This is a genomic window from Cupriavidus sp. 94F1 (genome assembly GCF_057798875.1).
This window is the reverse complement of sequence record NZ_JBYOJT010000002.1, coordinates 253,134-265,223: the sequence shown is the minus strand read 5'-3', so window position 1 is coordinate 265,223 and position 12,090 is coordinate 253,134. Positions and strand designations below refer to the sequence as shown.

The 12,090-nt window shown below is 66.7% G+C and carries 8 protein-coding genes; 2 read left to right on the top strand and 6 right to left on the bottom strand.

Annotated features, from left to right (window positions below; translation table 11 throughout):
• Window positions 1-2: 2 nt before the first annotated feature.
• From fdhF to AC3FJ6_RS05250, 3 genes are all read right to left on the bottom strand, one after another.
• The gene (fdhF, locus tag AC3FJ6_RS05260) at window positions 3-2,876 is read right to left on the bottom strand and encodes a formate dehydrogenase subunit alpha (RefSeq protein WP_488770983.1); all 2,874 of its coding nucleotides are present in this window, start codon (window positions 2,874-2,876) and stop codon (window positions 3-5) included.
• A 73-nt stretch (window positions 2,877-2,949) separates the two neighbouring features.
• Window positions 2,950-4,506: a formate dehydrogenase beta subunit gene (locus tag AC3FJ6_RS05255; RefSeq protein ID WP_488770981.1), complete on the bottom strand. Its 1,557-nt coding sequence runs from the start codon at window positions 4,504-4,506 to the stop codon at window positions 2,950-2,952.
• The gene (locus tag AC3FJ6_RS05250; protein ID WP_488770979.1) at window positions 4,503-5,021 is read right to left on the bottom strand and encodes a formate dehydrogenase subunit gamma; all 519 of its coding nucleotides are present in this window, start codon (window positions 5,019-5,021) and stop codon (window positions 4,503-4,505) included. The genes AC3FJ6_RS05255 and AC3FJ6_RS05250 overlap by 4 nt, the downstream gene beginning before the upstream one ends.
• Before the next feature lie 136 nt (window positions 5,022-5,157).
• Between AC3FJ6_RS05250 and AC3FJ6_RS05245 the strand changes: the two genes are divergently transcribed.
• Window positions 5,158-6,249, top strand: a complete 1,092-nt coding sequence (locus AC3FJ6_RS05245; protein ID WP_488770978.1) for a substrate-binding domain-containing protein — start codon at window positions 5,158-5,160, stop codon at window positions 6,247-6,249.
• Between the two features lie 45 nt (window positions 6,250-6,294).
• Here the strand turns inward: AC3FJ6_RS05245 and AC3FJ6_RS05240 are convergent, their stop codons facing one another.
• The 3 genes from AC3FJ6_RS05240 to AC3FJ6_RS05230 all read right to left on the bottom strand — a co-directional run bounded on the left by AC3FJ6_RS05240 (window position 6,295) and on the right by AC3FJ6_RS05230 (window position 10,304).
• Window positions 6,295-8,001 (bottom strand): M30 family zinc metallopeptidase, encoded by a 1,707-nt coding sequence (locus AC3FJ6_RS05240; RefSeq protein WP_488770976.1) that lies wholly within the window; start codon window positions 7,999-8,001, stop codon window positions 6,295-6,297.
• Window positions 8,002-8,197: 196 nt separating this feature from the next.
• Window positions 8,198-9,148 carry a polyphosphate kinase 2 gene (ppk2, locus tag AC3FJ6_RS05235; RefSeq protein WP_488770975.1) on the bottom strand — a complete coding sequence of 317 codons (951 nt, stop codon included), beginning with the start codon at window positions 9,146-9,148 and terminating at the stop codon, window positions 8,198-8,200.
• Between the two features lie 100 nt (window positions 9,149-9,248).
• Window positions 9,249-10,304, bottom strand: coding sequence for a transporter (locus AC3FJ6_RS05230; RefSeq protein ID WP_488770974.1), 1,056 nt, complete (start codon window positions 10,302-10,304; stop codon window positions 9,249-9,251).
• 245 nt (window positions 10,305-10,549) lie between these two features.
• Here AC3FJ6_RS05230 and adh point away from each other — a divergent pair, with 245 nt between their 5' ends.
• A complete protein-coding gene (gene adh / locus AC3FJ6_RS05225) occupies window positions 10,550-12,070 on the top strand; it encodes an aldehyde dehydrogenase (RefSeq protein ID WP_488770973.1) in 1,521 nt (506 codons plus the stop codon).
• The last annotated feature ends 20 nt before the right edge of the window (window positions 12,071-12,090 follow it).

Below are 12,090 nucleotides of genomic sequence, written 5' to 3'. Positions count from 1 at the left end.
GGTCAGCCCGCCTGCGCCGTCTCGCTGGCGGCGCGCAGGTGGCCAAGCTGCTCTTCGTTGAACGCCTGGTAGTTGCGCTGCCAGGTGGACGGCTGCGCCACCGGCATCACCTGCACCGCCGTCACCTTGTACTCGGGGCAGTTGGTGGCCCAGTCCGAGTTGTCGGTGGTAATCACGTTGGCGCCCGACTCGGGGAAGTGGAAGGTCGTGTAGACCACGCCCGGCTGCATGCGCTGGCTGACGATCGCCCGCAGCACGGTCTCGCCGGCCCGGCTCTGCACGCCCACCCAGTCCCCGTCCTTGATGCCACGCTCCTCGGCATCATGGGGATGGATTTCCAGCCGGTCCTCGTCGTGCCAGTGCACGTTGTGCGTGCGCCGCGTCTGCGCGCCCACGTTGTACTGCGACAGGATGCGGCCGGTGGTCAGCAGCAGCGGGTACTTCTGCGTCACCTTTTCGTCGGTCGGCACGTACTTGGTGATGATGAACTTGCCCTTGCCGCGCACGAATCCGTCGACGTGCATGGTCGGCGTGCCCTGCGGCGCCTCGGCGTTGCACGGCCACTGCACGCTGCCCAGCTCGTCGAGCTTCTGGTAGCTCACGCCCGAGAACGTCGGCGTCAGGCGCGCGATCTCGTCCATGATCTCGGACGGATGCTTGTACTCCATCGGATAGCCCAGCGCCTTCGACAGCAGCAGCGTCACTTCCCAGTCCGAATAGCCGGCCTGCGGCGGCATCACCTTGCGCACGCGCGAGATGCGACGCTCGGCGTTGGTGAACGTGCCGTCCTTTTCCAGGAACGACGAACCGGGCAGGAACACGTGCGCGTACTTGGCCGTCTCGTTCAGGAAGATGTCCTGCACGACGATGCATTCCATTGACGACAGCGCCTCGGCCACGTGCTGGGTGTTCGGGTCCGACTGGACGATATCCTCGCCCTGGCAGTACAGGCCCTTGAACGTGCCGGTCAGCGCGGCCTCGAACATGTTCGGAATCCGCAGGCCCGGCTCGGGGTTGATGCCCACGCCCCACGCGGCCTCGAAGCTGCTGCGCACGGTCGAATCCGACACATGGCGATAGCCCGGCAGTTCGTGCGGGAACGATCCCATGTCGCACGAGCCCTGCACGTTGTTCTGGCCGCGCAGCGGATTCACGCCCACGCCTTCGCGGCCGACGTTGCCCGTGGCCATGGCCAGGTTGGCGATGCCCATTACCGTGGTGGAGCCCTGCGCGTGTTCCGTCACGCCCAGGCCGTAGTAGATGGCTGCATTGCCGCCGGTGGCGTAGAGCCGCGCGGCGCCGCGCAGCGTTTCGGCCGGCACGCCGGTGGACGCCTCCAGCACTTCCGGCGAATTCTCGGGCAGGGCCACGAAGTCGCGCCATTGCTGGAACGCGCGGTCCTCGCAACGCTCGGCGATGAACTGCTCGGCCAGCAGGCCTTCGGTGACGATCACGTGGGCCATCGCCGTGACCACGGCAACGTTGGTGCCCGGGCGCAGCTGCAGGTGATAGTCGGCACGGATGTGCGGCGAATCCACCAGATCGATCTGGCGCGGATCCACGACGATCAGCTTGGCGCCTGCCCGCAGGCGGCGCTTCATGCGCGAGCCGAACACCGGGTGGCCGTCGGTCGGGTTGGCGCCGATCACCATGATCACGTCGGACTTGGCCACCGAGCGGAATGTCTGGGTGCCCGCCGATTCGCCCAGCGTGGTCTTCAGGCCATAGCCGGTGGGCGAATGACAAACCCGAGCGCAGGTATCGACGTTGTTGTTGCCGAACGCCGCCCGCACCAGCTTCTGCACCAGGTAGCCTTCCTCGTTGGTGCAGCGCGACGACACGATGCCGCCGATCGAATCGGTGCCGTGTTCGGCCTGGATGCGCCTGAACTGCGACGCGGCGTAGCCGATGGCCTCTTCCCACGACACTTCGCGCCAGGGATCGGTGATCTTCGCGCGGATCATCGGCTTGAGGATGCGGTCCTTGTGCGTGGCATAGCCCCAGGCGAAGCGGCCCTTCACGCAGGCGTGGCCTTCGTTGGCGGCGCCGTCCTTGTGCGGGACCATGCGCACCACCTCGTTGCCCTTCATCTCGGCCTTGAACGAGCAGCCCACGCCGCAGTACGCGCAAGTGGTCACCACGTTGTGCGACGGCTGGCCCAGCTGGATCACCGACGTCTCGGTCAGCGTCGCGGTCGGGCAGGCCTGCACGCACGCGCCGCACGACACGCAGTCCGATTCCATGAACGGCTGGCTGGTGCCGGCGGACACGCGCGAATCAAAGCCCCGGCCGCTGATGGTCAGCGCGAAGGTGCCCTGGGTTTCCTCGCAGGCCCGCACGCAGCGGTTGCAGACGATGCACTTGGACGGGTCGTACGTGAAGTACGGGTTCGACTCGTCCTTCTTCATGTGCGTGTGCGTGGCGATCGGCGCGGCACCGCCGGCGCCGTCCGCGTAGCGCACTTCGCGCAGGCCCACCACGCCGGCCATGTCCTGCAGTTCGCAGTTGCCGTTGGTCGGGCAGGTCAGGCAGTCGAGCGGGTGATCGGAGATATAGAGCTCCATCACGCCACGGCGCAGTTCGCCAAGCTTGCCGCTTTGCGTGCGCACCTTCATGCCCGGTTCCACGGGGGTGGTGCACGAGGCCGGATAGCCGCGCCGGCCTTCGATCTCCACCAGACACAGCCGGCAGGAGCCGAACGGTTCCAGGGAATCGGTGGCGCAGAGCTTGGGCACGCCAATGCCGGCTTCGGCAGAGGCGCGCATGACAGAGGTGCCGGCCGGCACGGTGACGGATACCCCATCGATCTCCAGCGTGACCAGAGTGTCGGAATCGATGGCCGGGGTGCCGTAGTCGAAATCGTCGCGAGCGTTCAAGGGATGTCTCCCGTAATGCACTGCTTTTTGTGGATGCGCGCCCCTGAGGGGCACGTCGGTTCTGGAATACCGTTCAGGCGGCGCGGGCCGGCTTGGCCGACAAGCCGAAGTCCTCGGGGAATTCGTTCAGCGCGGACAGCACCGGGTACGGCGTCATGCCGCCCATCGCGCACAGCGAACCCGCCAGCATCGTGTCGCACAGGTCGCGCACCAGCGCCACATGCTTCACGGGCTGGTCGCCCGCGATGATGCGGTCGATCACCTCGACACCACGCGTCGATCCGATCCGGCACGGCGTGCACTTGCCGCACGACTCGATGGCGCAGAACTCCATGGCATAGCGGGCCATCTTGGCCATGTCCACGGTCTCGTCGAACACAACGATACCGCCGTGGCCCACCACCGCGCCAAACGCGGCATAGGCCTCGTAGTCGAGCGGCGCATCGAAGCGCGACTCGGGCAGGTAGGCACCCAGCGGGCCGCCCACCTGCACGGCCCGGATGGCCCGGCCGCTGCGGGTGCCGCCGCCGAAGTCGAACATCAGCTCGCGCAGCGTCACGCCGAACGCCTTTTCCACCAGACCGCCCTGCCGGATATTGCCGGCCAGCTGGAACGGCAGCGTGCCACGCGAGCGGCCCATGCCGAAGTCCTGGTAGAACCTCGCGCCGCGCGCCAGGATCACCGGCACCGTGGCCAGCGAGATCACGTTGTTGATCACGGTGGGCTGGCCGAACAGCCCCTTCAGCGCCGGCAGGGGCGGCTTGGCGCGCACCACGCCCCGCTTGCCCTCCAGGCTTTCGAGCAGCGCGGTTTCCTCGCCGCATACATAGGCGCCGGCGCCCTTGCGGACTTCCAGCGTGAACCGCTTGCCGCTGCCCCGGATGTTGTCGCCCAGCCAGCCCGCCTGCGTGGCGGTGGCGATGGCGGCCTCGGTGGCAGCAATCGCGTGCGGGTATTCGGATCGCGTGTAGATGTAGCCGGACTCGGCGCCCACGGCCAGGCCGGCGATCGTCATGCCCTCGATCAGCATGAACGGGTCGTCTTCCATGACCATGCGGTCGGAGAACGTGCCCGAGTCGCCTTCGTCGGCGTTGCAGACGATGTACTTGACCGGCGACTGCGCAGCCAGCACGGTCTTCCATTTGATGCCGGTCGGAAACGCCGCGCCGCCCCGGCCGCGCAGGCCGGAGTCGAGCACCTCCTGCACGATCTGCGCGGGCTCCATGGTCAGCGCGCGGGTCAGGCCGGCATAGCCCTCGTGGGCGATGTAGTCGTCGAGCGACAGCGGATCGGTGATGCCCACGCGGGCAAAGGTCAGGCGCTCCTGCTGCTTCAGGAACGGAATCTCGTCGGTCAGCCCGAGCGACAGCGCATGCTGGCCGCCGGTCAGCAAGCCGGCGTCGAACAGCCCAGCGACGTCGTCTTCCGTCACCGGGCCGTACGCCGTGCGCCCGGCAGCGGTCTGTACCTCGACCAGCGGTTCCAGCCAGAACATGCCGCGCGAGCCGTTGCGCACGATACGCACGTCGGCGCCGCGCCGTGCGGCTTCGGCGGCGATGGCCTGCGCCACCTCGTGGGCACCCAGCGCCAGCGCGGTGGAGTCGCGCGGAACGAAGATGGTGGTGGTCATGCGCGGGCCTCCTGGTCTTCACGGACGGCATCGACAAGCTTGTCGAACCGTTTGGCATCGACGCGCGCGTGAATGCGGTCGCCAATCATCATCGACGGGCCGGTGGCACACTGCCCCAGGCAGTAGACCGGCTCCAGCGTATATTGGCCGTCGGCCGTGGTCTCGTGGAAGTCGCAGCCAAGCTTGCGGCAGGCGTGTTCGGCCAGCGCGTCGGCACCGACCGACTGGCACGCTTCGGCACGGCACACCTGCACGACGTGGCGTCCAGCCGGCTGCTCGCGAAAATGGTGATAGAACGTGATGACGCCATGCACTTCGGCACGCGACAGGTTCAGGGCCTTGGCGATGACCGGCACGGCATCGGCCGGGATATAGCCCCGGGTGTCCTGGATCTCGTGCAGAATCGGCAGCAACGCGCCGGGCATGTCACGCCTGGCCGCGACGATGCGCGCGATATCTGCGGAATCCGTCCGGCCATTGCCGGCTGGCGCCGTGGGGATGGCGGTGTCTGGCATGCTGTCTCCATTTTGTTCTGTCGGTTCCGAAATCGGCTTTTTTATTCATATTCCGGAACATCACAACGGGCTTTTTGGCCTCTTTATGCGACTATAGAACCGTGTTTTGCCCCGTTCAATATGCTATTTTCCGCATATGCTACGCATTTCGATCCTTCCGCACCTGCAGATCCGCGACGACGCCGCCCCGGCACCCGCGCCAGCACTGGATGTGTCGCGCCTGGTGGCCCTGCTGGGCCTGATCGAATCCACGGGAAATATCGCCCAGTCGGCCGAGGCCATGGCGTTGTCATACCGCTACGCCTGGGGCATCTTGCGCGATGCCGAGACGCTGTTCGGCGGCGCGCTGATCGCCAAGACCCGGGGCCGAGGGTCTACCCTGACGCCGCTGGCGCAACAACTGGTGTGGGCCAGCAAGCGCATTGCCGCGCGCCTGTCGCCCACGCTCGACAGCCTGGCCTCGGAACTGGAGATCGAACTCAAGAAGCTGATGGCGGCCAGCGATCCGGCCGTGCGCATCCACGCCAGCCATGGCTTTGCCGTGGCGGCGCTGCGTGACTTCCTGGACGAACAGAAGGTACGCCACGACCTCAAGTACTGCGGCAGCCTGGAGGCCGCCGCCGCGCTGTCCGAGGGCGCCTGCGACGTGGCCGGCTTCCACGTGCCGGTTGGCGAGTTCGAGGAAGAGACGCTGCGCGGCTTCTCGCGCTGGCTGCACCCCGAAAAGCATTGCCTGATCCACCTGGCCACGCGCCAGCAGGGGCTGTTCGTGCGCCCCGGCAATCCGCTGAACATCCGCTCGCTGGAAGACCTGACGCGTGCCGACGTGCGCTTCGTCAACCGCCAACTGGGGTCCGGCACCCGCCTGCTGCTGGACTTGATGCTGGCGCGGCGCGGCATCGACAGCAGCCGCATCGAAGGCTTCAACAACGGCGAATTCACGCACGCGGCCGTGGCCGCCTACATCGGCAGCGGCATGGCCGACGTGGGATTCGGCGTGGAAACGGCGGCCAGGCGCTTCAACCTGGAGTTCGTGCCGGTGCTCAAGGAACGCTACTTCTTCGCGCTGGAAACGGACGCCCTGCACAGCCCGGCGCTGCAGGGCGCGGTATCGGCGATGAAGAGCGGCAGCTTCCGCGAACGCGTCAACGCCCTGCCCGGCTACGACGGCGAACTGACCGGCACGGTGCAGACGTTCGCCGAGGCGTTTCCGGGGGTGGTGCTGTAGGCCGCAAGGCGCAGCCCCCGGCAATCGCCAACGCACCGCCTCCGCTCAATACACCACCACCGACAGCGTCACGCCGGCCGGCACGCGCACCTTGTCGCTGTACACGCCGTTGCTGCCGCTGCGCGGTGCGATGTAGCTGCCGTAGCCCTGGAGCATCGACGGTGCGGTGGCCGGCAACTTGCGCAGCGCGGTGTACGCGGCGCCGGACGGATCGATTTCCGGCAGGGTGTACGTGCCGTCAGACCACTGCGGATAGCCGAAGCCCTGCGGCGTGAGCGCCAGCGGCATGTTGCTGTTGGTGCTGGTGCGCCAGTTGGTCAGGGCCCGATCGAAGGTCCAGCCGCCGCCAGAGATTGCGGCGGCGAGCACCGCCTTGGAGCCCACCTGCGGGCGGGTCAGCAGGTCGCGGAAGAAGCCGATGCCCAGCTGGCGGTTCAGGAAGCCGCCGAAGCTGCCCGACACCGCATAGCTCTCGCACGACACGCCGAAGCCCGTGAACGCCGTCAGGTTGCAGTTGTAGTCGCTGTAGCGGTAGTAGTCCGGCAGGCGGACGTCGCGGATCGGGTTGTAGTTCGACAGGATGACGCCGCTCAGGAAGTCCTCCATCTGCATCGCCGTCATTTCCTCGAGCCAGGTGTCGTAGGCGTAATCGGCGCCCATGCTGATTTGGCGGCGATAGAAGTTCTGCATGTGCGTGCCTTCGTGCGCCATCGTGGTCTTGACCGACCGCAGGCCAGCCGCATTGCCCAGCGACAGCGTTTCGCTGTCCAGGTACAGCGACACCGACTCGTTGCTGTTCGGTTCCTTGGTCTTCAGGAAGTTGTGCAGACCCCAGAAGTAACCCACGGTGCCGTAGGGCTTGCCGTCGCGGTTGAAATTGAGCACGACGATATCCACCGGCACGCCGGCCGGCAGCATTGACGTGCCGTACGAATTGGGACCCCAGACCCGCCCGCCCACGTTGAGCAGCCGATCGTAGATCATGCTGCTGCCGGCAAAGGCGGTGGCCAGTTCGAGAACTGTCGGATCCGGCACATTGGCAGCCTCGGCGGTCTCCACCCAGACGTTAACGATGGTGCCGTCGCTGGCGGCCACCTGCTTGCGCAGCGTGGCAGCACGCTGGGTACCGTCCGTGTGATACCAGTTGCGGGTGGCGCCTTCCGCCAGGCCCGCGGTGCCGATCGACGCGGCCAGCGGCGCCGGCACGCCCAGCGTGCTGAGCATCGGATCACCCGACGTGCGCGTGGCATCGACCCAGCCCCTGCGGTTGTACTCGCCAATGGCCCGCTGGGTCGTTTCGTCGGCCGACGCCTGGCTCAGCGCCTGCGGCGCGATCATCTCTGCCGCCACCTGCGATGACAGCCCGGCCGGCATGGCCACGGCGGCATCGCCCTGATTGGACAGTTGCAGCCAGATCGTCTTGCCGGCCACGCCGGAAATTGCGTACTGCGCGTCGACCGCCGCGCCAGTGTTGTTCTGGTAGCCCCAGATTCCCGCACTGGAACCCGCGTAACTGCTGACGCTTGCGGCGCCACAGGCGTCGCAGGCCAGGTTCAGGCCGGTGACTGGCACGGGCTGCGTGGTGGGGGTGGTGCCGGTGGCCGTGCTGGCGGCCTGGCCGGCGGCGGCGCTGTCGCCCCCATCACCGCCCCCGCCGCAAGCGGCCAGGGCAAACGCGGCCAGGGCCGCAAGGCCGGTCAATCCGGCGGGAAAACGATGGCGCGTGCCGGCACGCGGGGTCATGCGACGCATTGGGTGGCTCCGAAACTAAGCGGTCTCCGGGGCCGGGCGCGCGCATCGCGCCCGATCGGAGTGGTCACCCAATAACGACGCGGAACGCAGCAGGTTTAGCGCCATTACATCGCTTTTCCGCGATGGTTGGCGCCAACAACCGTTTCAATCTGTCGTGATACGCACGCAGGCCCGCTGCGGGCGCCGACACCGTTCGCTAGTAAATCTCCGGAATGATCATGTTGTCCGGCACGGGCTGGCGGACATAGTCGGCATGCCGCTCGCGCTCGGGCAGGACGATGGACGGCTGCGCCGGCTCCACGTAGGGCATCTGCTGCAGCAGGTGGTGGATGCAGTTCAGCCGGGCGCGCTTCTTGTCCACGGCCTGCACCACCCACCACGGCGCCTCGGAGATATGCGTGCGCTCCAGCATGATTTCCTTGGCGCGCGTGTAGTCTTCCCAGCGGCGGCGTGACTCCAGGTCCATCGGGCTCAGCTTCCACTGCTTGAGCGGGTCGTGGATGCGGCTCAGGAAGCGCATGTGCTGTTCGTCGTCGGTGATCGAGAACCAGTACTTGATCACCTGGATACCCGAACGCACCAGCATCCGCTCGAACTCGGGCACGGAACGGAAGAATTCCTCGTACTGCTCGTCGGTGCAGAACCCCATCACGTGTTCCACGCCGGCGCGGTTGTACCAGCTGCGGTCGAACAGCACCATTTCGCCAGCGGCGGGCAGATGTGACACATACCGCTGGAAGTACCACTGGGTGCGCTCGCGGTCGTTCGGCGCCGGCAGCGCGGCCACGCGGCAGACGCGCGGATTCAGCCGCTGCGTGATGCGCTTGATCACGCCGCCCTTGCCGGCCGCGTCGCGCCCCTCGAACAGGATCACCACCTTGTGGCCCGTGGCCACCACCCAGCTCTGCAGCTTTACCAGTTCGCCCTGCAGGCGGAACAGTTCGCGGAAGTAGAGACGACGCTCGGCGCGCTCGGCTTCGTCGCCGTTGAGATTGGTGTTGTCGCCGGGGCCGCCTGCCTCGCCCGACAGCACGCGCTGCACCACCAGCGGATCGCGGTCTTCCAGCTCCAGTTCGAGCTCTTCGTCGTAGTAATCCGCCACCTCGCGGTGAATGCGCCGGATCAGGGCTTCGTCGTTGTAGTCCATGGCTTTCCTCCATTGCGCGCGCCGAACGGCGGGCGCCTTGGTGACTCATCGTACGCCTGCAATATGGCAATTTTACGAATTGTCATAGAGGCATCATGCATCACATCATGCCGCTTTCCTGCTTGCGGAACGCCCAGCGCCCGGCCAGCACCGTGAAGCTGGCCACCAGCACCACCAGCACCCAGAAACCGTGCGGATGTTCGGCAAGCGGAATCCCGCCCACATTCATGCCGAAAAAGCCGGCCACGATGTTGATCGGCAGCGCCAGCACCGTGACCAGCGTCAGCGTGAACAGCGTGCGGTTGGTCTGTTCGTTGAGCTTGGCGGCGATCTCTTCCTGCAGCAGCTTGATGCGTTCCACGAGCGCGGCCAGGTCATTGAGCACCAATGAGAATTCTTCGGTCGATTCGCGCAATTCCTGCAAATCGGTTTCGAGCAGCCACGCGGGCGGCCGGTTCAGCAGCCGGAACAGCGCGCCGGGCTCGGGCGCCAGCAGCCGCTGCAGGCGCACCAGGCCTCGCCGCATGGCGCCCAGGTCCGCGCGGTTCGACTGCAGCCGCTGCGACAGCAGCTGGTCTTCGATCTGGTCCACGCTGACACCCGTCTCGCGCACGATCTGTACCAGCACGTCGGCCTGGTCCTGCAGCAGGTGCACCACCAGATTCAGCGGCGACCGGAACCGCTCGCCACGCCGCACGGCGGCGCGCAGCCGGTCCACCGACCGCAGCGGGCGCGCGCGGGCGGTGACCACCAGCCGGTGGTCGGCATGCGCCCAGAGCGTTGAAATATCGGTCGAGGCCACGCCGAAGTTGTAGATCACGTCGTTGACCACGGCCAGCAGCGCGGCGTCCTGGCGTTCGATGCGGGTCGAATGGGAACCCTGCCGCAGCGCCTCGAAGAAATCGTCGGGCAAGCCAAGCTGGCCGCGCATCCAGCGTTCGCAGGCGCTGTGCGACAGATTGAAGTGCAGCCAGACAAACGGGCGCTCGGTCTGCGCCACCGCGTCGTCCGGGCCCGCCGCCGGATGCGCGCGAAGCCAGGCGGCCGCGGCACTGGAATCGATCTCGCGCCCCGGCTGCCCCGGTTCGAACAGGAAACCGCTGACCAGACCGACCGGGTCGGAACCATAGCCGGCTTCGACAATGCCCGATTGCATGCAAACTCCCTTCACGTTGCCTCGCGTGACGTTATCACGCCGCCATGACGCCCGGTGCGGCGGCCGCACCCTTTGTACCAGCCTGCAACACCTGCTCCATTCTGGAACACCCCGCCGCCCCTGCCCCCGCGCCCGCCGGCCGCCATCCCGCATGGCAGCGTCGGGCGCGGGCCCGGCACGGCGCTTGCAGTCGGTCCCGGCGTGCCCGATGGCACGACCAACGATATCGACAAGTGGAGCGAGACATGAACATGGCTGAAATTGCCCAGCTGGGCGTGCCCTACCCGTTCAAGGAACAGTACGACAACTACATTGGCGGCGCCTGGGTGCCGCCGGCTGACGGCCAGTACTTCGAAGCCGTCACGCCACTCACCGGCAAGCCGTTCACGCGCGTGCCGCGCTCGAACGAAAAGGATGTGGAAGCCGCGCTGGATGCGGCCCACCGCGCCCGCGCCGCGTGGGGGCGCACGTCCACCGCCGAGCGCGCGAACCTGCTGAACCGCATCGCCGACCGGATCGAGGCCAACCTGACGCTGCTGGCCGTGGCCGAGACCATCGACAACGGCAAGCCCGTGCGCGAGACCTCCGCTGCGGACCTGCCGCTGGCCGTCGACCATTTCCGCTACTTCGCCGGCTGCATCCGCGCCCAGGAAGGCACCATCTCGGAAATTGACCACGACACCATTGCCTATCACTTTCACGAGCCGCTAGGCGTGGTGGGGCAGATCATCCCGTGGAACTTCCCGCTGCTGATGGCCGTGTGGAAGCTGGCCCCGGCGCTGGCGGCCGGCAACTGCGTGGTACTCAAGCCGGCCGAGCAGACGCCCGCGTCGATCCTGGTGCTGATGGAACTGCTGCACGACCTGCTGCCCCCGGGCGTGATCAACGTCGTCAACGGCTTCGGCGTGGAAGCGGGCAAGCCGCTGGCGTCGAGCCCGCGCATCGCCAAGGTGGCCTTTACTGGCGAAACGACGACGGGCCGGCTGATCATGCAGTACGCGTCGCAGAACCTGATCCCGGTGACGCTGGAACTGGGCGGCAAGTCGCCAAACATCTTCTTCGAGGATGTGATGGCTGCCGACGACGCCTACTTCGACAAGGCGCTGGAAGGCTTTGCAATGTTCGCGCTGAACCAGGGCGAAGTCTGCACCTGCCCGTCGCGCGTGCTGATCCAGGAGTCGATCTACAAGGCGTTCATGGCGCGCGCGGTCAAGCGCGTGGAGGCGATCCGCCAGGGGCATCCGCTGGACAAGTCGACGATGATCGGCGCGCAGGCCTCCGAAGAGCAGCTGCAGAAGATCCTGGCGTATATCGACATCGGCAAGCAGGAAGGCGCCCGCGTGCTGACCGGCGGCGAGCGCAACGCGCTGGGTGGCGATCTGGCGGGCGGCTACTACGTCAAGCCGACGATCTTCGAGGGCCACAACAAGATGCGCATCTTCCAGGAGGAAATCTTCGGCCCGGTAGTTTCCGTCACGACCTTCAAGGACGAGGAAGAGGCGCTGGCGATTGCCAACGATACGCTCTACGGGCTGGGCGCCGGGGTGTGGACGCGCGACGGCGCACGCACGTTCCGCATGGGCCGCGGCATCGAGGCCGGCCGCGTGTGGATCAACTGCTATCACGCCTATCCGGCCCATGCCGCGTTCGGCGGCTACAAGCAGTCGGGCGTGGGCCGCGAAAACCATCGGATGATGCTGGACCACTATCAGCAGACCAAGAACCTGCTGGTCAGCTACAACCCTAATCCGCTCGGATTCTTCTGACCCGCCAGGCGCAACGGCGC

What these genes read in the sequence shown, in the direction of transcription:
- AC3FJ6_RS05250 (WP_488770979.1), bottom strand. Translation starts at nt 5,021, where the DNA reads ATGCCAGACACCGCCATCCCCACGGCGCCAGCCGGCAATGGCCGGACG.
- adh (WP_488770973.1), top strand. Translation starts at nt 10,550, where the DNA reads ATGAACATGGCTGAAATTGCCCAGCTGGGCGTGCCCTACCCGTTCAAG.
- ppk2 (WP_488770975.1), bottom strand. Translation starts at nt 9,148, where the DNA reads ATGGACTACAACGACGAAGCCCTGATCCGGCGCATTCACCGCGAGGTG.
- AC3FJ6_RS05245 (WP_488770978.1), top strand. Translation starts at nt 5,158, where the DNA reads ATGCTACGCATTTCGATCCTTCCGCACCTGCAGATCCGCGACGACGCC.
- AC3FJ6_RS05255 (WP_488770981.1), bottom strand. Translation starts at nt 4,506, where the DNA reads ATGACCACCACCATCTTCGTTCCGCGCGACTCCACCGCGCTGGCGCTG.
- AC3FJ6_RS05230 (WP_488770974.1), bottom strand. Translation starts at nt 10,304, where the DNA reads ATGCAATCGGGCATTGTCGAAGCCGGCTATGGTTCCGACCCGGTCGGT.
- AC3FJ6_RS05240 (WP_488770976.1), bottom strand. Translation starts at nt 8,001, where the DNA reads ATGCGTCGCATGACCCCGCGTGCCGGCACGCGCCATCGTTTTCCCGCC.